Genomic DNA, 22,908 nt, shown 5'->3' with positions numbered 1-22,908 from the left:
GGCCGCAGGGCGCGGCGCATCCTTGACCCTGAAATCGATTTCATTTAGGCTGAGTGCATGAGCACTGACGCGATTATCGGAGTAGATATCGGCACGTCAAGCAGCAAGGGCGTGCTCGTTGCCCTCGACGGAACCGTTCTGAGTTCAGCCAGCCGCACGCACGACCCCACACGACCCCGAGAGGGTTGGGTCGAGATGGACGCAGAGCTGTGGTGGAGCGAATTCGTAGCCATCTCCCGCGAACTGGCCGAAGCTGCCACGGCCGCTGACGTGGTGATTGTAGCGGTGGGAGTCAGCGGCATGGGCCCGTGCGTGCTGGTCACCGATGCGGCCGGCTTCCCCCTGCGCCCCGCCATCCTCTATGGCGTTGACACCAGGGCCACCCGGCAAATCGTGGATCTCACGCTCGCACTGGGCGGCGATGACGTGATCATGGCCCGCAGCGGCTCCGCGCTGTCCACCCAGGCGGTCGGGCCGAAATTGGCCTGGCTCGCCGACAACGAACCCGAGATCTTCGCCCGCGCCCGCCGCCTGTTCATGCCGAGTTCCTGGCTGGCCTGGCACCTGACCGGGGCGTACCTGCTTGACCACCACTCCGCCAGCCAGTGCACGCCGCTCTACGATGCCGGTTCGCACTCCTGGTACGAACCGTGGGCGGTGCCCATCATTGGCCCCATCGAACTTCCCGCGCTCTGCTGGCCCGGCGACGTGGCTGGCCAGGTCACCGCTGCCGCTGCCGTCGAAACGGGATTGCCAGCTGGCATTCCCGTGATCGCCGGCACGATCGATGCTTGGTCGGAGGCGGTAAGCGTCGGCGCGCAACGTGCCGGAGACCTCATGCTCATGTACGGGACCACAATGTTCCTGGTCAACACGGTACCCGAACCGGTCACGGCCGTCGGGCTGTGGGGAACAGTGGGCGCATTTCCCGGCACGCACAACCTCGCGGGCGGAATGGCCACTTCCGGTGCGATCACCGGCTGGCTGCGCGACCTGCTCGGCGCCGGTGATTTTCCAGAGCTCATCGCGCTGGCTGCGGCGTCTGGTCCCGGCGCGCGGGGGTTGCTCATGCTGCCCTACTTCGCCGGAGAACGCACACCGATTCAAGATCCGCAGGCACGCGGCGTCATCGCCGGCCTCACCGTCTCGCATTCCGCCGGCGATCTGTATCGCGCGGCCCTGGAAGCAACCGCGTTCGGCGTGCGGCACAACATAGAGGCCATGCGGGACGCCGGTGGGTCGATCGAGCGCATCGTGGCGGTCGGGGGCGGCGCCCAGGGAAACCTGTGGACACAGATCGTCAGCGACGTCACCGGACTACCGCAGGTGATCCCCAGTGTGCTGATCGGAGCCAGCTACGGCGCCGCATTCCTCGCGGCACTGGCCGTCACGACAGTCGACATCGACACGTGGAATCCGCCGGCCGAAGTGCGCAGACCGAATCCGACCCTGGCGGGTGAGTACAACGAGTTGTACTCACTGTACCGCCAGCTGTATCCGGCTACCCGCGATATTTCCCATGCTCTCGCCGCTCGGGCCGGCCGACTTGGTAACTCCGCGACTGCCGCAACCCAGACCAGTACGTCCCCTTCCAGCACCAGCGATCAGAAAGCGAATCCCGTATGACCAGCTACCTCCTGCCCACACCACTCGTTCGGGCGCCGGCGCCGGAACGAACAATTTTCACCGTCGCTAACGGAGATCTCCGCCAGGCCGCGAATCTCAAATGCTGGCCAACACAGGAACAGCTCGAAGCAGACTTCAGTTCAGCGGTGAATCGGATCGGTTGGTCGGTGCAGCGCGCTCACTCCGCCGATACGGCAAGCGGCCATGGATTCATAGACAGCCAACGCATGGGTATCGAGGTCTTCAAGACCATCCCGAGCGATGCCCCAGTCGTGGTGGTCGAGGCAGTCTGGCAGTACAGCCACCACGTACTCGCCGGTTTGCGGGCGCACCGTGGGCCAATTCTCGTCGTGGCCAACTGGGCCGGCGATTTCCCCGGCCTGGTCGGCCTGCTCAATCTCACAGCAAGCCTCACCAAGGCCGGTATCGCGTACTCCTCGCTGTGGAGTGCCGACTTCACCGACGAATGGGCCGTCGCGCAATTGCGCACCTGGCTCCAAACTGGCCGCATCGTTCCCGACGAAAGCCACGTGCGTGACCTTCCCGTGCTGGATGCAGCCCAGCCCGAAGTTGTTCTGGGGGTGGCGCTGGCGCACCAGTTGCAGCAGGAGCAAGCCATCATCGGGATCTTCGATGAGGGCTGCATGGGCATGTACAACGCGATCATTGACGACGAGCTGCTCAACCCGCTTGGAATCTACAAGGAACGCCTCTCGCAGAGCGCCCTGTTCGCCGAAATGGCTCGCGTGACCGACGCGGAGGCCGAGACGGTCAAGACTTGGCTGGACGACGCCGGATTTACGTTCCACTTCGGCCAGGACGACGCCGCCGAACTGACCCCCGACCAGGTGCACAGCCAGTTCAAAATGTACATCGCTGCGCTGCGCATCTCGGATGACTACGGACTTGATGCGGTCGGAATCCAATATCAGCAGGGACTCAAGGACCTCGTTCCCGCAAGCGACCTCGCCGAGGGTCTGCTCAATAACGTCGAACGTCCTCCCGTCTTCTCGCGGGATGGCAGCCGGGAGCTTTATGCCGGCCTCGCGCTGCCCCACTTCAACGAGGTGGATGAGGGCGTCGCCGTCGATGCTCTGATCACCAACCGGGTCTGGACCGCGATGGGTCTCGACCCAGCGAATACCCTGCACGATGTGCGCTGGGGTGAAGAATACAACGGTGAGTTCGTCTGGGTCTTCGAGATCTCCGGTTCCGTTCCGGCCTCCCACAACGGCGGCTATGACAAGAGCTACAGCATGCGTCAGCCCCCAATGTTCTTCCCCCTCGGCGGCGGAACACTCAGTGGAATTTCCAGGCCCGGTGAAATTGTCTGGTCACGGGTGTTCATCATGGACGGCGTGCTCCACGTTGACCTGGGTCGGGGGCACGTCGCGGATCTGCCAGCCGCGGAGACCCAGCGCCGCCTCGACGCGACCGATCCGCAGTGGCCGATCATGAACGCCGTCTTGCACGGCGTCACTCGCAACCAGCTGATGGGTCGGCACAAGGCTAACCACGCGCAGGTCGTCTATGCGCCGGATGCCGACACCGCCGACCGCGCGCTGGTCGCTAAGGCCGCCTTGTTCCAGGAGCTCGGAGTTCTCGTACACCTGTGCGGTGACGTGATCGCGTAGCAGCCCGCGCCACACAAGGAAGCCCCCACCCGATCGGGTGGGGGCTTCCTTGTGTCTATCGTGATGCGGCCGGGCCGTTACGGCCCGGCCACGGGGTCACTTGTAGAGAACTGCTGCTATTTCCGAGTCTTCCATGTTGGTCTTGTCGAACCAGAAGTAGCCGGTGTCAATGACCTTTTCCGGGGTCTTCCCGTTAATGGCGTCGAAGGCGGCCTGAACCGTTGCTTCGCCGATTCCGATGGGGTTCTGCGTGATCGCGCCAGCCATCAGGCCGTTCGTGATCGCATCGATTTGTGCCTGGCCGGAGTCGAATCCGATCACGGTCAGTTCGCCCGCGTCCAGTCCGAGCTCGCCGACGGCGTTGACGATGCCGATGGCAGAGCCCTCGTTGGTGCCGTAGAGACCCTTCAGGTCGGGATGCGCCGCGATCATGGCCTTGGCGATATCTGCCGACTTGAGGTGGTCGCCGTCGCCGTACTGGATGTCGACGATCGTGATGTCGGGGTATTCGGCTTCAATCTGTTCGACGAACCCGTCGCGACGTTCAACTCCGGTGGAGTTGATCTGGCTGTGGCCGACAATGGCTACTTCACCTTTTCCACCGATCAGCTCCGCCATGTGGTCGGCAGCAAGCGCACCGGCGCCGAGGCTATCGGTTTTAGCGATACTCAGTGGGTAGTCACTGTTACAGCCAGCGTCGAACTGCACGACGGGAATCGATGCTGTCTTCGCCGCGTCCATGAGAGAGACGCAGGCTTCCGGGTCAAGTGCTGCATAGCCGATCGCGTCCGGCTTCTTGTCGATGGCGGCCTGCAGCATCTGCAGCTGGCTGTCGACCTCGGTTTCGGAAGCCGGTCCGTCGAAGGTGACGGTCACACCGAGCTCCTCGGCCTTGCTTTCCGCTCCGCTCTTTACGGCCTGCCAGAACTGGTGCTGGAAGCCTTTGGAGACCAGGGCGATATACGGCTTGTCACTGTCGGCAGCAGCGTCACCGGCGTCTGAGCCGCCAGCCGAACAACCGGCCAGGGCGAGCGAGATCGCAGCCGCAGCGGCTAGAAAGACAACTTTCTTTTTCATCGATTAACTCCATTGTTTATTCGGCGGACAACTTCGTAGTTATCACGTAATGCTAGCGAAATTAGTGCTTAAAATACCGCTTGAGTACAGGCAGGTACAAGATCGTTACATTGGCGCAATCACGCGGATGCAACCGATTTCAAAAATCAGTCCCGCGAACGCGTCAGCGCTAGGACGCGTCCCGACGTTGCCGCAGGGCATCAGTAAATACGGCGATCAGAATTACGACGCCGATGACCACGTTCTGCCATTCGGTTTGGATCGACATGATCCGCAGCCCGTTGATCAGCACGCTCATGATGAGGGCACCGATCAGGGTACCGAGGATCGATCCTCGACCGCCCAACAGCGACGTTCCGCCGATGATGACGGCAGCGATGGCCTGCAGCTCATAGCCGGTGCCCAACTGCGGCTGGGCTGAGTCCAGTCGGGCGCCGATGACGACGCCGGCGACACCGGTGAACAGGCCGGCGACCGTGTAGATGACAATTTTCCACTTGCGGGTATCGACGCCCGACAACCGAGTCGCTTCTTCATTGCTGCCGATGGCAAAGGTGTAGCGCCCGAGCAAGGTCTTACTCAGCAGCACATACGCCAGCAGTGCGAGCACGAACAAGATCAACACTGCGTTCGGCAGGCCAGGGATGACGGACCCAAGCGCGATGTTCTTGAACCCGACGACGCCGCTGAAATAGATCGGGCGCACTCCGGAGATGACAAGCGCGAGTCCCTGCGCGATAAGCATCATCGCAAGGGTGGCGATGAACGGCGGAAGTCTCAAAATGGCGATATTGAAGCCGTTTACAAAACCCATCAGGCCACCGGTGAGGATTCCACCGATCACTCCGACGATGAGCGGGAGCTCGAGATTGACCAGGAAGATTCCGGTCATGACCGCCGCGAGCGTCATACCGGTGCCGATCGACAGGTCGATCCCGCCCGTGATGATCACGAAGGTCGTACCGAGGGCGAGGATTCCGATTACGGCCGTCGAGAGCAGGATGCCGGAGATGTTGCTCCAGGTGAAGAAGTTGCTGCTCGCGAACGAGAAGAAGACCAGCAAAACGACGAGCGTTGCAAACGCGAGCGATTGCTGGATCTGGGTGCGCAAAAAGCTTTTGGCCGAACGACGCGGTTCCGGGGCCCCTCCCCCAACGCGTGTCTGGTCAGTTACGGGGGTAGCGTTCATGGCCGTCACAACTCTCTCTCGTCACCCATGCGGGTGGCGTAATCCATTATTTTTGCCTGATCGGCATCTTCGTTGTCGAGAATTCCGGTGATTCGGCCATTCGCCATCACTACGATGCGGTGCGACAAACGCAGCACTTCCGGCAATTCGGAGGAGATCATGATGATCGACTTACCGGCGGCCACGAGATCGTTTAGGAGCTTGTAGATCTCCTCCTTGGCGCCGACATCGATGCCTCTGGTCGGCTCGTCGAAGATCAGAATGTCGCAGTCCCGCGCAAGCCATTTGGCAATGACGACCTTTTGCTGGTTACCCCCTGAGAGGTTCTTGGTCGTCGCCGAAATCGAAGGGGTCTTGATTCGCAGAGAAGCGACGTATTCGCGCGACTTCTGTTTGCCCTTCATGGTGTGCACGAAGCCGAGGGCATCGGTGTAGTCGCGCAGGGAGGCCAGCAAAACGTTGGTGTTCACGTCTTGCTCGAGCAGGAGACCGTAAGCTTTGCGGTCCTCCGAGAGATAGCCAATTCCGTGCGAAACCGCATCTGAGGGCTGCCTGATCTTGACCTGCTTGCCGTTGATGTGCACGCGCCCGCCCTCCGAGAGGTCGGCACCGATAATGGCCCTGGCCACCTCCGTGCGCCCCGCACCCATCATGCCGGCGAAGCCGAGAATCTCGCCACGCTTGAGTTCGAAGGAGATGTCTTTCAGCAGCTGGCGGGTATTTAGACCCTCCACCTTGAGCACCACCTCGTCGCTCGAATGCTCGCGCGCCTTCGGCCGCGCACCCTCTTCGATATGGCGACCGACCATCATCTCAATGATCGTCGGAATATCCAGTTGCTCTTTTTGCAAGGTTCCGATGTATTCACCATCCCGCAGCACAGTGACGCGATCGGTGATCCGACGTAATTCGTCCATGCGGTGCGAGATATAGATGATGCCGGTGCCCGAGCGCTTCAGTGCTTCGATCAGCGTGAACAGCGTTTCGGTCTCCACATCAGTCAGTGCCGATGTGGGCTCGTCCATAATGAGCACCTTGGCGTCGAAAGACAAAGCCTTGGCGATCTCCACCATCTGCTGCTTCGCGACTGTGAGCGTTTCCACGAGAGCCTTGGGGTCCAGGTTGATGCCGAGGCGCTTGAGCAACTCGTCCGCTTTGCGGTTGAGCGCCCGCTCGCGCAAAAACAATCCGTCCCGCGGCTCACGTCCAATAAAGATGTTCTGCGCAATTGTGAGGTGCGCCATCAGGTTCATCTCCTGATGAATGATGCTGACACCAAGCGCCTGGGCGGTCTTTGGGCTGTCAATGTTCACCTCCACCCCGTCGAGGAAGATGCTGCCCTCGTCCTTTGTGTAGATCCCGGACAAGATTTTCATCAGGCTGGACTTGCCGGCACCGTTCTCTCCGACAAGCGCGAGGACCTCCCCACGATCGAGTTCAAACTGAACGTCTTTGAGCGCCTGAACGCCCGGAAAGCTCTTGCTGATTCCGGTGACTCTCAACAACTGGTTTGACATACATCACCTACTTCATCGGAGGATGGACCTGGATTATGAGCAACTCGATCATGACAGATATTGCGTCAAAGATCAGACCAATTGCGAAACAATCGATTGACTCTGAGTTGTATCATAATGTATCTAAAACCAGCCAGGAACAATAGTGCGAGGGTGTTGGATTTTTCGCAAATCAGCATTCGATGAAGAAATTTTTCAGAGAGAAGTCCACATGCAAATCGGCGCCCACGCCCTCGTCTTTACAGGATCTTTTGACCAGGCAGGCTTAACTCTCGCGATCGAGAAGACCAAGCAGGCGGGTTTCGACCTGATCGAAATTCCGCTGATGGATCCGGCGACTTTCGACCGTGCGCTGGCGAGTCGGCTACTATCCGACTACGACCTCGTCGCCACGGCGTCGCTGGGACTCAGCCAATCAACGGACCTTACGAGCGCGAATCCCGCGTGTGTCGCGGCCGGTGAGCGGATGCTGGAGGAGTGCCTGGACATCGTGCATGCTTTCGGCGGCACGCGACTGTGCGGTGTGCTCTACAGCGCAATGCAGAAATACATGGAACCCGTTACTCCATCAGGTCGGGCGTCGAGTGCGGCCGCAATCAACCGGCTGGCGTCTCGGGCGGCCGGGCTCGGCATCCACTTGTCACTCGAAGTGGTGAACCGGTACGAAACGAACGTGATGAACACCGGGCGAGCGGCCCTGGGGTTTCTCGATGAGATCGATCACGACAACGTCTCCGTGCACCTCGACACCTACCACATGAATATCGAAGAGTCCGATTTGTTCTCCCCGGTACTGGATGTGGCGGATCGCCTCGGGTACGTGCACATCGGCGAAAGCCACCGGGGCTACCTGGGCTCCGGAACGGTTGATTTCGGATCGTTCTTCCGCGGTCTGGCCCGGATCGAGTACGACGGACCCGTCGTGTTTGAGTCGTTCTCCTCGTCCGTCGTAAATCGTGACCTGAGCCGCACCCTGGGTATTTGGCGCAACCTGTGGGAAGACTCCGATGACCTGGCGGCGCATGCCAACACGTTTATCCGCAATCAGCTGCGGGCGGTGCAGTCGATCGCCCTGCACTAGGTTGGAGGGCATTCGACCGCACGGCGCGAGCGGCGCTGTACGTGGCTATTCGATCCCGACCAGGCCCTTGCGCACAATGGCACAGCCGTAAGTGCGCGTTTCACCGGTGCGCACGATTACATAGGCGTCGACTGCGTCACGATAGAAATCGAAGCGGTCGACGAACCGAGCCGCGTCCGACACCACCTGGGCGGCCCGAAGCAGTTCGGTCTGCACCGGCAGCACCGAGCCATCGGCTGAGGTCATAAGGTCCACCGCAGGGGAATCATCGAGGGGCAGTACGCTGCGAATAGCCGCGAGCACCTCCGGCGACGTCGTGCCGGGAAGTTCAACCAGGCGGTTGGCGAGGCGGGCGGCCGGAAAATGGGCATCCACGATGAGCACCGTGTCCGAGTGCCCCATGGCATCGAGGTGGTTGAGCAGTTCTCCGGTGAGGAGGGGGTTGATTCCGTTCAGCATGGCCAGGTCCAATCGTTAAGGGGCAGATGGTAAATCCGTGCGGCCGTGCCGCCCAGAATGCTTGAGCGTTCGGGTTCGCTCAGTTCGGCTGCAAGTCCGTCGACGACCTGCCAGGCGGGCTGGTAGCCGCCGTTGAGCTCGCTGATGGGCCAATCGCCACCGTACATGAGGCGGTCCGGGCCGAAAAGATCGAGGGCGATCTCCCACACCCGGCGCAGCGCATCCACCGAATACGGGCCGCTCACGTTCCACAGTCCGGAGAATTTCGCCACGGTGTGGGGATGGCGGGCGACGCGGGCAAGCGCCAGGTGCCAGGCTTCGAAAGCGTCCGATTCCCGCGGCGGCTTGCCGAGGTGGTCGACGACGAGGGTCAGCCCGGGGAGGTCCCCCGCGAGGCGCTCGGCCTGGCCGAGGTGACGCGGCCAGGCATCGTGCAGGTCAAACGGAAGCCCGCGCGCCGCGACGTCAGCCAGGGAGTTCCGCACGGCCGGTAACTCCAGAAAATCCTCGCGCGGGTCATCGTTGAGCAGGGTGCGCACGCCACAGAAAGCCGAATGCTCGCTCCATCGGGCGAGCGCCTCGGCGCTCGCCCGATGGTCGTCCAGTGGCACCCAGCCGACGACGCCGCGCACCCAGCGGTAGCGCGTGGCAACATCGAGCAGGTAGGCCGTGTCAGCGTGCGAATCTTCGGCCTGCACCAGCACGGCGCCGTGCATGCCGGCAGTCTGCAGTTCGACCGCCGCCTGTTGCGGTGTCCAACTGGCGTTCAGAAGGCCGTGTTGCGAGCCGAGCCAGCCATAGGCAGACACGTCGAGGTCCCACACGTGCAGGTGTCCGTCGATGCGCGGGGCCGATCCGGTCATGCCGTGGTGAGTTCTTGCTCGATCAATCGCTGCCAGAGTTCGGCCGGGATCACTTCGTGCAGCCGGGACGCGTTCTGGCGGATCTGCTGCGGGCTGCTTCCGCCAACGACGACGGTTCGAACCAAGGGTTCCCGCAGAGAGTACTGCAGCGCCGCGGCGGCCAGCGAGACTCCGGCCTCCCGGCACAGCGCGGCAATGCGTTGCACGCGGTGCAGCAGCCCGTCGGGAGCCGCGCCGTAGTCATAGCGAGCATCGGATCCGGGAAAATCCGTGGCTAGAAGCCCGGAATTGAACACAGCGGCATTCACAATTCCGACTCCGTGTTCACGGCAAGCCGTCACCAGTTCGGGCACCGCCGACTGGTCGGCCAGGGTATAGCGGCCGGCGATCATCACGAGGTCGAGGTAACCGGTGTGAACGCACGCCAGCAGAGCGGCCGTGGTCATCGATCCCACTCCGATTCGATCGACCAGGCCGGCTTCGCGCAGGCCGACGAGGGCAGGAATAGCACGGTCGATGCCGTCCTGCAGATCATGACGTTCTGGATCGTGCAGGTAGACCACGTCGAAGCGGTCCAGCCCGGTGCGCCGCAACGACTCATCGAGGCTTGAGCGGATGCCGTCGGGTGAGAAATCCCATACCCGCTTCTGATCAGCCGGCACCGCAAAATCCTGGTCCAGATCGAGGTGTCCCGCGCCGAGCGGATTCGGTCGCAACAGACGTCCGACCTTGGTTGAGACGACGTATTCATTCCGCGGCTTGTCCGCCAGAAACTCGCCGAGGCGGCGTTCAGAGAGGCCGAGCCCATAGTGCGGAGCCGTGTCAAAGTAGCGAATTCCGCTGTTCCAGGCGGCGTCGAGCACGTCGCGCGCGTCGGCATCCGTCATCGCGCGATACAGGTTGCCGACGTTGGCAGCTCCGTAGCCGAGGCGCCCCGGGATGAATTCACTCATGTGCGGTAAAAGAATACTCGTCCCGGCTGGTGGCGAGCATCTCGGTACCAGCACCCGGTATGGTCGGAGCCCGGTACGCGCCGCGATCAAGCACGACGGGGGTCAGGAAGTGCTCGTGCAGGTGATCGACGAATTCGATCACCCGGCCTTCCCTGGTCGCGGAGACGGCGACGAAATCGAACATGGACAGGTGCTGCACGGCCTCGCAGAGACCGACCCCGCCGGCGTGGGGGCAGACGCGCACGCCAAACTGAGCCGCCAGCAGCAGGATGGTGATATTTTCGTTGACCCCGCCTACGCGGGTGGCGTCAATCTGCAGCACCTGAAGGGCGTCGGCCTGCAAAAACTGCTTGAACATGATGCGATTGGCCATATGTTCGCCCGTGGCAACGGGTATCGGCGCCACGCCGCGGGCAATCGCCGCATGCCCGAGAATATCGTCGGGGCTCGTGGGTTCTTCGATCCATGCCACATCGAATTCGGCCAGACGCGACATCCACTCGATGGCTTCGGCAATGCCCCAGCGCTGGTTCGCATCGACGCCGATCAGAATATCCGGACCGACCGTCGCTCGGGCCAGGCGCATCCGACGGATGTCATCGTTGATGTTTGCCCCCACCTTGAGCTTGATCATGCCGAAGCCCTCTTCGACGGCTTCGGTGGCCAAGCGCACCAGTTTGTCATCGCTGTAGCCCAGCCAGCCCGGTGTGGTCGTGTAGGCGGGATATCCCGAAGCGAGCAGCTCAGCTTCACGTTTTGCGCGGCCCGGTACCGCGGCCCGCAGGATCTGTAAGGCGTCTTCGGGACTGAGCGCATCCGTCAGATAGCGAAAATCGACGAGCTCGACCAGCTGCTCCGGTGTCATCCGGCTAAGAAGCTGCCACAGCGGCAGGCCGGCGCGTTTCGCCTTGAGATCCCACAGGGCGTTCACCACAGCCCCGATAGCCATGTGCATGACGCCTTTTTCCGGGCCCAGCCAACGCAGCTGCGAATCCCAGACAAATTCGCGCCAGGTAGCCCCCATGTGCTCGAGCAGATCTTCTGTACTGCGACCGACCACCTGCCCGGCTAAGGCTTTGATCGCCGCGACCTGCACGTCGTTGCCGCGACCAATGGTGAAGACGAACCCGTGGCCCTCAAGGCCGTCGTCGGCATCGGTCACAATACGCACATAGGCAGCCGAGTAGTCCGGATCGGGATTCATCGCATCCGAGCCGTCGAGCGACGCCGACGTGGGAAATCGAATATCACTGGTGTGCAGCGCGAGAATAATACTCACAGAATTTTCTCCTTGTTTGGCACCCTGAGCCTAAACATCGGATGTATAGAATGTCAATCGAGAACCTGATTCGGAAGTCACCGAACACTTATCGACGAGAGTTGGCGCATGAAGTTTGCACGACTGGGCCCTATCGGCCACGAAAAACCCGCAGTATTGGACGACGGCACCTATTTCGACCTGTCGACGATCGCTCCGGACATCGACGGAAAATTCCTCTCCACCGGCGGCCCGGCAGCGGCCCGCGCCGCCCTCTTGGCCGGAGATCTACCGAAACTGGAGCACGCCGAATCCCTGCGGATCGGCGCGCCCATTTCCCGGCCGAGCGCGGTCATCTGCATCGGTATGAACTATGCCGCTCACGCCGCAGAGTCCGGCGCTCTCCCACCCGAAATTCCGATCATGTTCCTCAAAACACCCAACACCGTGGTGGGTCCTAATGACACTGTCGAGATCCCCCCAACAAGCACTAAAACTGATTGGGAAGTGGAGCTCGGCGTGGTGATCGGCCGACGGGCCGCTTATCTGGCCAGCCCGGCCGAGAGCATCCGTCACATTGCAGGATTCGTCGCGGCCAACGACCTCTCCGAGCGTGATTTTCAAATGAACGTCTCAGGCGGACAGTGGTCGAAGGGCAAGTGCGCACCGGGTTTCAACCCGACCGGTCCCTGGCTGGTCACTCCCGATGAGGTGGAGTACCAGAACCTCGCCTTACGCAGCTGGGTGAACGGCGAACCGAGACAAAATTCGAGCACCGCTGACCAGATCTTCAGCGTGGACTTTGTGATCTGGCATCTCAGCCAGTACCTGACGCTGGAACCCGGCGACCTTGTGCTCACCGGCACGCCGGAGGGAGTGGCGCTCTCCGGACGTTTTCCCTACCTGGCCGCAGGCGACACGTGCGAAATCGAAATTGCCGGCCTCGGACGCCAGCGCCAGAGCTTCGTCCCGGCCTCCATTGAAAGGCACCAGAATGCATGAGTTCGAAAACCTCGTCGCTGTCGTCACGGGTGGTGCATCCGGAATTGGCGCGGCGATCGCCGACCGCCTGCACGCCGGCGGCGCCCGAATTGCCGTCCTCGATCTGAACCCGCACGACGCTGCCGTCACTCACTTCGCGGTGCAGACCGATATCGCTAATTCCGCATCAGTTGATGCCGCGATCGCTAAAGTGGCCGCGAAATTTGGACGCATTGATATCGTCATCAACAATGCCGGCATCGGTGCGCAGGGAACGATCGCAGACAATGACGACGCGGAGTGGGCGCGGGTACTCAGCATCAATGTGATCGGCATTGCCCGCGTCACTCGCGCAGCCTTACCCTGGCTGCTTCGGTCCCCGTCGGCAGCGATCGTCAATACTTCGTCGATAGCGGCCACCGCGGGACTTCCCGAGCGGGCCTTATACAGCGCATCCAAGGGGGCGGTTCTGGCGCTTACCCGTGCGATGGCCGCCGACCATCTCCGGAACGGCATTCGGGTGAACTGCGTGAGCCCCGGCACCGCAGACACTCCCTGGATCGGCCGGCTGCTCGCACAGTCCGCCGACCCCGAAGCGGAACGAGCCGCGCTCAACGCGCGGCAACCACACGGCCGTCTCGTCGATGCTCAGGAAGTCGCGGACGCCGTGGCGTATCTGGCTAGCCCGCGTTCCGGTTCCACCGTGGGCATCTCGCTAGCAGTCGACGGCGGAATGCAGCAGTTGCGGTTGCGCGCCCAATAGCGGTCGCGGCGAACCAGCGCCGGGTCGCCGGCTAGGCGCTCACCGGCCTTTGCCTGAGTATCCGCTGAAATAAGGCTGTTCGCTCGCTTACAGGGAGCAAGCCGGTCAGACTCGAACGCATGACACTTACCCAGCTCCAAAAGGCCGAACTCCTGCTCTCGCTGCACGTTCCGGGCGAGCCTCTCATCGTGACCAACGTGTGGGATGCCATTACCGCCAAGATCGTGGCCGACGCGCCCGGCGTCAAAGCCCTCGCGACGGCGAGCCACTCCATCTCGAACGTACGCGGCCTGCAAGACGGCGAGGGACTCTCGCTCGACGAGGCCATCATCGCCGCCACGATCATCGCCGGCGCCGTCGACCTTCCGGTCTCGGCCGACTTCGAGAAGGGCTACGCAACCGATGCCGTTGGCGTGACTCGCAACGTGCGTCGCCTGATCGAGGAATCCGGCATCGTCGGCATCAACATCGAGGACTCCGTCGGCGCGACAAAGGCCCCGCAGTTCGACATCGAGACCGCCACCGCCCGCGTGGCGGCCGCCCGGGCCGGAGCCGACCAGAGCGGCATTCCACTGGTGATCAACGCGCGCGTCGACACCCTCGCCGGCGGCGGAAACTGGGATGAAGCCGTCGCCCGCGCCAACGCCTACCTCGGAGCCGGAGCCGACGTCATCTTCTTTCTCGGCCTCACGGACGAAGACAAGGTGTCACGCGCAATCGAGCAGGTCAACGGTAAAATCTCCGTGATCGGCGCGCCCGGACTCGTTCCGCTCCGGCGCCTCGCCGAGCTCGGCATCAGCCGAGTCAGCTTCGGCCCTGGCACCCTCGCCCTGACCCTCGCGGCATTGCAGGCCGCAGCCACGAACCTCACCGCACTTGGCGACTACCCCGACGACCTCGGGTTCAAGTTCGCCCTGTAGCCGCCCACGCATCGAGGCCATCAGCATCCGTTTCTCAGCGGATGCGGGTGGCCTCGTTGTGCGCAATGAGTTGCCAGGTCGCGCCCTCGTCGCCGGAGACCCAACCTTCCCATTTATAGCTGTTGGGGGTGATGGCGGTGAAGTTCCACCGGATTGGACGGCCGTCGGTGCGTGTGCCTTCCTGCCGCACGCCGTGCCGGTACGGCGTGGCAACGAGCTGGCAGTATTCACCCAGCGCCGGGGCGAAGTAGCTCACGCGCCAGGCCCCAGCGAACGGGTCGTAGACGCGCACCGTCGTGGCGACGGTTTCAAATCCAGACGGATGCGTCGTGCTCGCGACGATCTCGACGTCTTGAACGGCCCGGCCGTCAAGGATGAATTCGACCATCCAGATGAAGTCGCGCTCGATCCATTCGCCCGTTGTCTCATCGAGCCGGGAGCCTTTGGCGGCCCAGGATCCGACCATCTGGCCGAAGCGGTGCATGCGTCCGGGGTATTCCAGCGTTGGGCCGTGCGCGATGAGCGCTTCGTCGAATCGGGTCGGCAGGGGGGTCATACCTGAATTTTACCCGACGTGAGGTCGCGTTCGACGTACTGCGTTTGCCCGGCCCGCAGGCGTCCGCTCAGGTCTCTCAGCGATCGATGCTGGTGCGGTGAAAGTTTTGGAACGAGCGCGAAGCAGTCGGGCCACGCTGGCCTTGGTACCGGGAGCCGTATTCACTGGAGCCGTAGGGTTTCTCAGCCGGAGAGCTGAGTTGGAAGAAACACAGCTGGCCGATCTTCATTCCGGGCCACAGTTTGATCGGCAGTGTCGCGACATTGCTGAGCTCGAGGGTGACGTGGCCAGAGAAGCCGGGGTCGATGAAGCCGGCCGTGGAATGGGTCAGCAGTCCGAGACGACCAAGGGAGCTCTTACCCTCGAGCCGAGCCGCCACGTCGTCCGGCAGGGTGACCTGCTCGTACGTGGCGCCGAGCACAAACTCGCCCGGGTGCAGGATAAACGGCTCGTCAGGCTTGGTCTCAATCAAGTGGGTCAGCTCTGGCTGGTCCTCGGCCGGATCGATGTAGGCGTACTTGTGGTTGTCGAACAGCCGAAATAGGCGGTCGAGGCGCACATCTATGCTCGATGGCTGGATCATCGCGGGGTCCAGCGGCTCCAAACCGATTCGTCCAGCGTTCAGTTCAGCCTTGATATCGCGATCGGAGAGCAGCACGGTGCCAGCCTAGCGCCGCGGGGTTGATATGCTGGCACCGTTCCGATTGTTGTTCACTCACGGTCGGGCACGCGGATGTAGTTCAATGGTAGAACTTCAGCTTCCCAAGCTGATAGCGCGGGTTCGATTCCCGTCATCCGCTCCACAGTGTTCTCAGGCATCGGTGAGTGTCCTCCCATTCCATACAGCACGAGCTTCTTTTTTGCGCTTACCGTCAGGACAGGGGTTGCAACCGACAGCTGGAATGGGTATTACCGGGACATGAAAATCAAATGATGGAATGCTCTGGTTTTCGGCTAGAAGCTCATACCCATCTTCGCGATCTGCGGAGTAGCTCGGGCGTATCGCAGCCGCGGGCGCAAGCGGGGAAAAACGAATGTGAACTAATCATTCCTGACCGATGGAACAGATCGCCAGCGTCAACAATCGGGCGGCGCTGGCGTCCAAGGGATAAGTGACCGCTGTTAATATGAATTGCCGCACGGGCGACGACCACGAAAGCTCGCGCTGATCGTTTCTTTGTTTATCTCAGCCTCAAAATGGTCTCGCCATGAATGACCGGACCCTAATTACCGGGGACGTTAAATCCACAATGAAGACCTGATCTCGTTTAGGTCAAGCAGTCTCGATTATCTCAAGAGCTGACACCACCGGTTCCGGTGTAAAGGTGCATTCTTGAAAGGCTCTTATATCACCGAATCCACAAATTGCCATTCGAAGAGAACTGGTTGTCGTAACCACCAATCTTCCAGCGTCCATCTTCTTTCATAACTGTGAAGTTGAGACTATACGTAGTCCGCCAGACGTTCGTTCCCGTGTTATCGAGCAGGTCAGTTTCAAGTTTGGCTTCTAGGTCTTCAGCAGACCAATCCGGAAACTCCACTTTAGCAGCCGCAATTGCCGCTGCATCAGTGACCCGGTAATCTGCGCTGCCCGTCATGGTGAAACCGAAAAATTTGCCCCATGTCGGGTCATCCGTTGCCGTAATGCTTGTGACATCGATGGTTGCATCCTGCATGCGAGCCCCACCGTCACGAATAAACTCAGGATTCCTATCTAAATCGTTGTTGTTGATTAAGCCTGGGCGATCGACTCCGTCGTTATTGTCCAATATGGAAACTTGTGATTCGAGAATATACTTCTCTCTATTCTTCTCCTTCCACGCCTCCCACCCCACAGTGCGGTGAGTATCGATAGTTGAGCTGTCGTAAACCTCTTCTATGGAAAACGTGACAATAAACTTTTGGGCGCTCAGTGTGTCAGCATCGGTGTAACCGGTCTCTGCTACGGTCGGGTCGATGATTGCCGTATTTAAGGACATCGCCTCAGCCTCTGGTGAGATAGTCATATGAGTGTAAGTTCCGAGATCGTCAGTTACCGTGGCGAGAGATACAACATCCCCAAAAGCAAATGCGGTAACGGGCTCCTGCACAGCATCGGTTGGTGTGACAAGAGGTTCAGCGTCGGTCTCCTCGCCGTTCGCGGCACAGCCCCCGAAACTGAGACTCATTGTTCCCGCTATGACGACGGCGAGCACGGGTTTACGAAGAATTGATCCAAGCGTTTTGATGAGGTTCCTTCTCGCGTCGTCATAGTTGCTGGTGATGCCACCAGCGCCTTCTTCTGTCTCTGTTTTTTTGTTTAACTTATGCATTGGTAAGTCTGTCACCATTGCCGAACGTCGCTGGACAACTTTGCTTAGTGATATCGGGCACTAGCGATACAACGTTGTCGAGTTAACGACGAGGTTAGTCAGCACCAACGTCGTGCCGGTGGTGCACAATGTCGTGTAGAAAGTACGCCCCCAGCGTCTCCACGGTGAACGATGGACCGTCGCTGCGGCGCGCGGTGCGCCAGCGGGCGTCCGGCGGCACCGACGCAAAGGCATCCGACACGGATGCCGCAGCCGCGGCGAGCTCCCGGGCCACGTTCGCCGGCACTTGCAGGTCGTACCGCTCCTCTATCGCGGTGGCGTCCTGATCCCAGTTGGCGAGTAGGGGGTCGTCCTGGTCGTGAATAACGCGCAAGCGCTGTTCGAACAGCTGGCAGACGTCACGCACATGGGCCGCGTACTCGAGCGGGGACCAGGTGTGATCGTCGGGCCGCACCGCGACATTCGCTCGCGCCAGCACGGTAGGCCACACGGCGGCGTTCTCGCGAATCAGGCCCGGTAGGTCCTCGAAGTCCACCTCGCTCGCTCGAAATCCACAGGCGGAGCAGGGGCGGTCAAGCACCCAGGTCCAGTCAGACGTGTCAGGAACAATAGGCATGTCGTTATGCTATCGGCCGCTTGGGCACGGCAAACTGTCACGGTGCGCCCGATAGCGTGAATACGGACAAGGAGACAGATGACGATAGTAATCGCCGGATGCGGTGACCTCGGCACCGAGGTCGGCTTACGATTGGCCGAATTAGGGCACGCGGTGGTCGGGGTGCGTCGCAACGCGAGTGTGCTCCCCGCAGAAATCAGCGGTCAGTCGATCGACTTGAGCCTTGAGAAGCCCGCCATTCCGTCCGACACCGAGTACGTCGTCATCGCGATCTCCGCTGGAAGCCCAACGATCGAGGCCTACCGAGCCGCGTACCTCGACGGCCTGCGCAACCTGCTCGATGCGCTCGATGATGCCCGTGCCACGCCCCGCCGCGTGCTGCTGGTCTCATCAACGGCCGTCTACGACATCAACGACGGCAGCCGGGTCGACGAGCAGACCCCCGCGAACCCCAGGCCGGGCACCGACTCCATCGTGTTCGACGCCGAGCGGATGCTGCACTCCCGCATACCCAACGCCACCGTTCTGCGCCTGGCCGGCATCTACGGCCCCGGTCGGGAACGACTGATCAAACAGGTACGGGATGGCACCGTGCTCTCCGCGACGTCGCGCCACACCAACCGCATCCACCGGGACGACGCAGCAGCCGCGATCGTGCACCTCCTGCTGCGCCCGGAGCAGCCGGCACCCCTGTATCTTGGCGTCGACAATGCCTCGGTCCCAGGCAACGAGGTGCTGGTCTTTCTGGCCGCTGAGCTCGGCCTTCCCGAACTAGCTCTGGAGACGAAAAATCCGCCAGCTTCCACCCGGGAAGGTCAGCGCGGCGGGGACAAGATCCTCAGCAACCGCTTGCTGCGAGATACTGACTTCACCTTCACGTACCCCACCTATCGAGAGGGTTACCGCGCACTTCTGGCCGGAGCCGGAAAACGCCACCCGTAGGCAGCTACCGGGCAGGGCCGGCCTGGATCAGATCCGCATCCGACTCCACCACGAGAGCCATCGCTGTTAGCAGCGTTCCCAGACGCACCTGATCATCCGGACTGACGTCACGCGCGGCACGAGCGATCAATGCCCGGAAGTCGCTGTAGACCTTCTGGGTGATCTTTTCTGCGGCGGGCGTGAGTACCAAAAGCAAACTGCGTCGATCACTCGGGTGAGCCACCCGAGTGACCAGTTCCAATGCCACCAGGCGATTTGAAAGGGCGGTCACGGCGCCCGTCGTCATTTGCAATGATTCCGCGAGCAACTTCGGCGTGATGCTGCCAGCTTCAGCGATGCGGGCCAGGGCTCGCAGCTCGCTGCACGTCAGGCTGGTTTCCGAAGCGACCCGGTTGCGGTTGCGATCCATTCCTCGAAAAAAGGCGACGGCGGATGCTGAAAGGCCATCCCCGGTGGGTCTCGAAATATTGAGTTTCATACGTTCTCCGACCTCTGGTCTAATTGTCATGCCCGCGCTGCAGGCCCTCAAATCGGCTCGTCCCAGCCGCTCTGGCCTCCTATTCTAACGGGTAGCTCAATTCCAGAGTTTCTTGCCAAGTGAGTAGTTTGCTCTTTGTATTATTTCCCGTATATTGATAGGCGCGCTCGCGGATCGATGTGCTCCTGGGGTCAGCCAGGTTCCAGCAACCGGCCGCTTTTGAGCCGCCGACAGGTCCCCTTGAGAGCGGCCATCACCCTGCACTAACGAAACGGACCATGCAATGCAGAGCTACCGCCTGACGATCAACGACGACTGGTTCTACTTATCCGGCGATTACAACGTTTCGGCTCTCAAAGCAGCGATGACGGCAGCAGTTCACAGCGGCGGCGGCTTCGTCGATATTTTTAGCTCCCGGCGTTTGCAGACCTCCCTTCTGATCACGGCACAGTCGATCGTGAAGCTGGAAGCCATCTGTGCCGAGGATCTTCCTGACCCCGTCGAGTCAACTCCCACCCTTGGCCACTCGTACATCGATGATGATTACTGGCTGGATTGAATTCAATTTCACGGATTTTCCTCGCTCGAACGCTGGGTTATCAGTTCCGTGAGTCCGTTTGGATCGATACCTACGCACCATTGACGATGAGCACGCACACGGGTAAATTCACGCGGACGGGGATGTGCCCGTCTCGCACCGCCGACCAACTGACAGCCTGACCCGCTGAACGGCAGTTCTCATGAGTTTTCTCGGATTCCTCTTACTCGGTCTCATCGCCGGCGCCATCGCGAAGGCAATCCTTCCCGGTCGGCAGGGCGGAGGCTGGTTCATCACCCTGCTGCTCGGAGTGATCGGTGCCTTCCTCGGTGGGTGGCTGGGCGGGCTCCTGTTCAACGTCAGGCTGGGCGAGTTCTTCTCCCTGACGACGTGGGTCCTCGCGATCGTCGGTTCTCTTATCGTGCTGCTGATCTACGGGGGCAATCACGAATCGCCGCCACGACAAGTCGTAATACGACCACCAGACCGTTTCAACCGTTTCCTCAGCGTGGCACTCAATTGGGTGCCACGCTTTTGGTGTTGCCGATCAGTTGAGGCGCCGACACCCAAAAGGGGAGATTAGGGGCACAATTGGTACCAATCCGAAGTTGATGGAGCTCCGAATTCATAGCAAGCACGGGTTAGCCGTGAAACAAACAGGAGGCACCTGAAATGCGCACATCACCTAATCGTCTGATCGCTACCGTCTTCGGCGCGGTCTACGTTCTCGTTGGATTGCTGGGCTTCGCCGTCACCGGCAGCGTCGGATTCATTGCCACACAGGGCGAATTGCTTCTCGGAATCTTCGAGGTCAATCCGTTGCACAACATTGCGCACCTTCTGATCGGCGCCGCCCTGCTCATCGCCGGACTCTCTAACGTCTCGGCCGCTAAGGCAACCAACAGCACCGTCGGCGCCGTGTATTTGCTCCTGGGCATCGTTGGATTCTTCATCGCGAGCACCTCGCTGAACATTCTGGCGCTCAACACCGCTGACCACTTCCTGCACCTCGGCAGCGCGATCGTGCTCCTCGGGGTTGGCCTCACCGCCGACAAGACGGTTCGTAACCACGCCACGGTGTAACGACCGGCCCTCAGCACCACTCCATCCCTTCGCAGCAGAAGATTCACCAAGGAGCATCATGTCCCCGGTCATTCGCACCTGGATGGGCTTCGCCGCTCTCGGCGCCGCTCTGATCCACCTGGCCGTGGGCGTAACCGCCCCGTTTCCACTGTCGGTTCTTCTGGTCGGGTTCGGCGTCGCCGAACTCGGCTGGGGAATCGCCACCCTTGCCCTGGGCCGCATAACTGTTCCCCGCATCATCGTGGGGGCAGCCCTCATCCCGGTTTTCATCTGGGGAGTAACCGCCGCCCTCGGAAGTGGTCTCGGCGTCACGAGCGCCCAAACCGGGCTGCCGCTGTATCCGATGGCCGTAGCGTCCCTGTTCAACATATTTCTCGCCGCGACCGTGGCCATCGGACTGCGGCACGCATCAAACACAGTCCCGCCACCCGTCGGAACCGCCACTCACGGCGCTGCCACGCCCAGCGGGTGGCGGTTTCTCACTGGTCTCGTCGTGGGAGGCTTCCTGCTCTCGGCGCTCACCACCCCGGCCCTCGCTGCCACCGAAGTCGGCTCCCACGCCGTACCCCACGGGTCGCACGGAGTGACCGAGGGTGTTACGCCGGAATCGGGCGGCCACGGGTCGCACTGACGCCTTAAGCAGAGCGTGGAAGGGGCCCGCCGGCACCGATGTCAGGCGAGTGGCCGTTTCAGGGCTGGCTCTGCCCCGGCCCTGCAGCATTGAGGCCCGACGCATCCAAGCCCGCCAGGTCAGCCACCGGCGGCACAACCTCGATGTTCATAAACCGCTTGACGTTTTCATCAACGATGATATCGCTCGGTCTCAGTGGACGGGTGAGGTACAGCCCGTCCAGACTGGTCAGCCGGCTCAGCGCCACGTAGGTCTGGCCGGGGCTGAACACCCGCGCACCGAGATCGACAATAGCCCGCGCGTAAGTGGCACCCTGCGATTTGTGAATGGTGACGGCCCAGGCCAACCGCAGCGGAAACTGCGTGAATTCCGCCACGACATCCCGACTCAGTTTCTTGGTCGCGGCGTTGTAGGTGTACTTGTACTTTTCCCACACGGTCGGCTCGACCTCGTGCACGTCGCCGTCGATGTCCACGAACACGGTAGAGGTGACCTTGGTCACCGTTCCGATGCTGCCGTTCACCCAGCGTGGGCCACCGTCCAGCGGCGAGTCATTGCGCAGGAACATCACCTGCGCGCCCACCTTGAGTTCGAGCACCTCGTCGGCCGGAAACTGCCTGCCGCCGAAATCCCCGGTGATGTCGGCTTTCGCGGTGAGCGACTTACCTGACAGCTTTTTTAAGGCGGATGCGTTGATGCGGTTCACAGCGTCATTGCGGGTCGCGAGGGTGATCACACCCTCGCTCGGCGGCGTTCGCGCCCCCGCGCCGTTGAGGGCTCCGCCGATCTCAGGAGTGACCTGTCCGTGGCGAACGGCATTGAGCATGAGCTTAAAATCGTTGTCACGCTGCCGGTGTATTTCGGTGAGCTCGAAGATGCGCAGCTCTGCATCACGCCACACCTTGGCGTCGAAGAACCACATCGAGCGGTAGTGGTCGGCGAAATAAGCGCGCTCGTCCGGGCCGCCCGGTACAGGGGCCAGCTGGTACGGGTCGCCGAACAGCACGATCTGCACTCCGCCGAATACCTCAAACGGGCGTTGCCTGGCCTGCCGCAGGCTGCGGTCGATCGCGTCCATGAGGTCGGCATTGACCATAGAGACCTCGTCGATGACTAGGGTGTCGATGGTGTTGAGAAGCTTGCGTACCTGGTCGTTCTGGTCAATCGGGCTGTCGGCAATCACACCGATCGGCAGGCGAAAGAGCGAGTGAATGGTTTGGCCGCCAACGTTCAATGCGGCGACGCCGGTGGGCGCGGCGATCACGATCTGCTTGCTTGTATTCCACGACAGGTGGTTCAGCAGGGTGGACTTACCGGTTCCGGCCCGACCGGTGACGAACACGTTCTGTTTGGTGCCTTCGATCGCCGCGAAGACCAGCGCCTGTTCACGACTGAGCGGAATCTCGGACACGGCACACTTTCTCTGACAGT

At 61.3% G+C, this 22,908-nt stretch carries 23 protein-coding genes, 1 tRNA gene and 1 pseudogene; 12 read left to right on the top strand and 13 right to left on the bottom strand.

The genetic code is table 11. The features are described from left to right. The first annotated feature begins 57 nt into the window (after positions 1 to 57). Positions 58 to 1,626: an FGGY-family carbohydrate kinase gene (locus E3T51_RS04740; RefSeq protein ID WP_134528143.1), complete on the top strand. Its 1,569-nt coding sequence runs from the start codon at positions 58 to 60 to the stop codon at positions 1,624 to 1,626. Continuing rightward, positions 1,623 to 3,260, top strand: coding sequence for a fucose isomerase (locus E3T51_RS04735; protein ID WP_134528140.1), 1,638 nt, complete (start codon positions 1,623 to 1,625; stop codon positions 3,258 to 3,260). Before E3T51_RS04740 ends, E3T51_RS04735 begins: the two co-directional genes overlap by 4 nt. A gap of 96 nt (positions 3,261 to 3,356) precedes the next feature. Here E3T51_RS04735 and E3T51_RS04730 read toward each other — a convergent pair whose 3' ends face one another. The 3 genes from E3T51_RS04730 to E3T51_RS04720 all read right to left on the bottom strand — a co-directional run bounded on the left by E3T51_RS04730 (position 3,357) and on the right by E3T51_RS04720 (position 7,043). Further along, a complete protein-coding gene (locus tag E3T51_RS04730) occupies positions 3,357 to 4,337 on the bottom strand; it encodes an ABC transporter substrate-binding protein (protein ID WP_134528137.1) in 981 nt (326 codons plus the stop codon). Positions 4,338 to 4,506: 169 nt separating this feature from the next. Next, on the bottom strand, positions 4,507 to 5,526 hold the full coding sequence (locus E3T51_RS04725; RefSeq protein ID WP_174844560.1) for an ABC transporter permease: 1,020 nt from the start codon (positions 5,524 to 5,526) through the stop codon (positions 4,507 to 4,509). A gap of 5 nt (positions 5,527 to 5,531) precedes the next feature. After that, a complete protein-coding gene (locus E3T51_RS04720) occupies positions 5,532 to 7,043 on the bottom strand; it encodes a sugar ABC transporter ATP-binding protein (RefSeq protein WP_134528134.1) in 1,512 nt (503 codons plus the stop codon). A 211-nt stretch (positions 7,044 to 7,254) separates the two neighbouring features. Between E3T51_RS04720 and E3T51_RS04715 the strand changes: the two genes are divergently transcribed. Then, positions 7,255 to 8,124 (top strand): sugar phosphate isomerase/epimerase family protein, encoded by an 870-nt coding sequence (locus tag E3T51_RS04715; protein WP_134528131.1) that lies wholly within the window; start codon positions 7,255 to 7,257, stop codon positions 8,122 to 8,124. A gap of 45 nt (positions 8,125 to 8,169) precedes the next feature. Here the strand turns inward: E3T51_RS04715 and E3T51_RS04710 are convergent, their stop codons facing one another. From E3T51_RS04710 to E3T51_RS04695, 4 genes are read right to left on the bottom strand one after another with little or no spacing between them, the layout of a single operon-like run. After that, positions 8,170 to 8,583: an RbsD/FucU family protein gene (locus tag E3T51_RS04710; RefSeq protein WP_104191734.1), complete on the bottom strand. Its 414-nt coding sequence runs from the start codon at positions 8,581 to 8,583 to the stop codon at positions 8,170 to 8,172. Beyond that, on the bottom strand, positions 8,577 to 9,446 hold the full coding sequence (locus E3T51_RS04705) for an amidohydrolase family protein (RefSeq protein WP_134528128.1): 870 nt from the start codon (positions 9,444 to 9,446) through the stop codon (positions 8,577 to 8,579). The genes E3T51_RS04710 and E3T51_RS04705 overlap by 7 nt, the downstream gene beginning before the upstream one ends. Beyond that, positions 9,443 to 10,399 carry an aldo/keto reductase gene (locus tag E3T51_RS04700; RefSeq protein ID WP_134528125.1) on the bottom strand — a complete coding sequence of 319 codons (957 nt, stop codon included), beginning with the start codon at positions 10,397 to 10,399 and terminating at the stop codon, positions 9,443 to 9,445. Before E3T51_RS04700 ends, E3T51_RS04705 begins: the two co-directional genes overlap by 4 nt. Further along, positions 10,392 to 11,678, bottom strand: coding sequence for an enolase C-terminal domain-like protein (locus tag E3T51_RS04695; RefSeq protein ID WP_134528123.1), 1,287 nt, complete (start codon positions 11,676 to 11,678; stop codon positions 10,392 to 10,394). The genes E3T51_RS04700 and E3T51_RS04695 overlap by 8 nt, the downstream gene beginning before the upstream one ends. Positions 11,679 to 11,786: 108 nt before the next feature. On the opposite strand from E3T51_RS04695, the gene E3T51_RS04690 reads away from it, so the two are divergent. From E3T51_RS04690 to E3T51_RS04680, 3 genes are all read left to right on the top strand, one after another. After that, positions 11,787 to 12,659, top strand: coding sequence for a fumarylacetoacetate hydrolase family protein (locus tag E3T51_RS04690; protein WP_134528120.1), 873 nt, complete (start codon positions 11,787 to 11,789; stop codon positions 12,657 to 12,659). Beyond that, on the top strand, positions 12,652 to 13,401 hold the full coding sequence (locus E3T51_RS04685) for an SDR family NAD(P)-dependent oxidoreductase (protein ID WP_134528117.1): 750 nt from the start codon (positions 12,652 to 12,654) through the stop codon (positions 13,399 to 13,401). The genes E3T51_RS04690 and E3T51_RS04685 overlap by 8 nt, the downstream gene beginning before the upstream one ends. Positions 13,402 to 13,520: 119 nt before the next feature. Then, on the top strand, positions 13,521 to 14,321 hold the full coding sequence (locus tag E3T51_RS04680) for an isocitrate lyase/PEP mutase family protein (protein ID WP_134528114.1): 801 nt from the start codon (positions 13,521 to 13,523) through the stop codon (positions 14,319 to 14,321). 34 nt (positions 14,322 to 14,355) lie between these two features. On the opposite strand, the gene E3T51_RS04675 is transcribed toward E3T51_RS04680, so the two are convergent. Together E3T51_RS04675 and dcd are read right to left on the bottom strand one after the other, a co-directional pair. Further along, positions 14,356 to 14,877 (bottom strand): hypothetical protein, encoded by a 522-nt coding sequence (locus E3T51_RS04675; RefSeq protein ID WP_134528111.1) that lies wholly within the window; start codon positions 14,875 to 14,877, stop codon positions 14,356 to 14,358. A 76-nt stretch (positions 14,878 to 14,953) separates the two neighbouring features. Then, positions 14,954 to 15,535, bottom strand: a complete 582-nt coding sequence (gene dcd / locus E3T51_RS04670) for a dCTP deaminase (RefSeq protein WP_134528108.1) — start codon at positions 15,533 to 15,535, stop codon at positions 14,954 to 14,956. Positions 15,536 to 15,606: 71 nt separating this feature from the next. On the opposite strand from dcd, the gene E3T51_RS04665 reads away from it, so the two are divergent. Further along, positions 15,607 to 15,680, top strand: a tRNA-Gly gene (locus E3T51_RS04665). A gap of 546 nt (positions 15,681 to 16,226) precedes the next feature. Here the strand turns inward: E3T51_RS04665 and E3T51_RS04660 are convergent. Both E3T51_RS04660 and E3T51_RS04655 read right to left on the bottom strand, forming a co-directional pair. Then, positions 16,227 to 17,189, bottom strand: coding sequence for a hypothetical protein (locus E3T51_RS04660; protein ID WP_134528105.1), 963 nt, complete (start codon positions 17,187 to 17,189; stop codon positions 16,227 to 16,229). A gap of 94 nt (positions 17,190 to 17,283) precedes the next feature. Continuing rightward, the gene (locus tag E3T51_RS04655) at positions 17,284 to 17,805 is read right to left on the bottom strand and encodes a DinB family protein (RefSeq protein ID WP_134528103.1); all 522 of its coding nucleotides are present in this window, start codon (positions 17,803 to 17,805) and stop codon (positions 17,284 to 17,286) included. 78 nt (positions 17,806 to 17,883) lie between these two features. On the opposite strand from E3T51_RS04655, the gene E3T51_RS04650 reads away from it, so the two are divergent. Beyond that, on the top strand, positions 17,884 to 18,747 hold the full coding sequence (locus E3T51_RS04650; RefSeq protein WP_134528100.1) for an NAD-dependent epimerase/dehydratase family protein: 864 nt from the start codon (positions 17,884 to 17,886) through the stop codon (positions 18,745 to 18,747). A gap of 4 nt (positions 18,748 to 18,751) precedes the next feature. Here the strand turns inward: E3T51_RS04650 and E3T51_RS04645 are convergent, their stop codons facing one another. Further along, positions 18,752 to 19,225 carry a MarR family winged helix-turn-helix transcriptional regulator gene (locus tag E3T51_RS04645; RefSeq protein ID WP_166806386.1) on the bottom strand — a complete coding sequence of 158 codons (474 nt, stop codon included), beginning with the start codon at positions 19,223 to 19,225 and terminating at the stop codon, positions 18,752 to 18,754. Positions 19,226 to 19,508: 283 nt separating this feature from the next. Here E3T51_RS04645 and E3T51_RS04640 point away from each other — a divergent pair, with 283 nt between their 5' ends. The 4 genes and pseudogenes from E3T51_RS04640 (at position 19,509) to E3T51_RS04625 (ending at position 21,477) form a co-directional block, all read left to right on the top strand. Next, a complete protein-coding gene (locus tag E3T51_RS04640; RefSeq protein WP_134528094.1) occupies positions 19,509 to 19,784 on the top strand; it encodes a hypothetical protein in 276 nt (91 codons plus the stop codon). Between the two features lie 181 nt (positions 19,785 to 19,965). Beyond that, positions 19,966 to 20,202 (top strand): annotated as a pseudogene (locus E3T51_RS17075) (GlsB/YeaQ/YmgE family stress response membrane protein); the annotation flags it as partial. Between the two features lie 233 nt (positions 20,203 to 20,435). Continuing rightward, the gene (locus E3T51_RS04630; RefSeq protein WP_104191749.1) at positions 20,436 to 20,846 is read left to right on the top strand and encodes a DUF4383 domain-containing protein; all 411 of its coding nucleotides are present in this window, start codon (positions 20,436 to 20,438) and stop codon (positions 20,844 to 20,846) included. Between the two features lie 58 nt (positions 20,847 to 20,904). Continuing rightward, entirely contained in the window at positions 20,905 to 21,477 is a 573-nt protein-coding gene (locus tag E3T51_RS04625; RefSeq protein ID WP_134528088.1) for a hypothetical protein, read from the top strand. A gap of 58 nt (positions 21,478 to 21,535) precedes the next feature. On the opposite strand, the gene E3T51_RS04620 is transcribed toward E3T51_RS04625, so the two are convergent. Then, complete coding sequence (locus tag E3T51_RS04620; protein WP_174844559.1) at positions 21,536 to 22,888, bottom strand: ATP-dependent DNA helicase; 1,353 nt, start codon at positions 22,886 to 22,888, stop codon at positions 21,536 to 21,538. Positions 22,889 to 22,908 lie beyond the last annotated feature (20 nt).

Source organism: Cryobacterium serini, assembly GCF_004404025.1.
GTDB lineage: Bacteria > Actinomycetota > Actinomycetes > Actinomycetales > Microbacteriaceae > Cryobacterium > Cryobacterium serini.
Note: the sequence above shows the minus strand (reverse complement) of the source record. Positions and strands in the feature narration are given on the sequence as shown.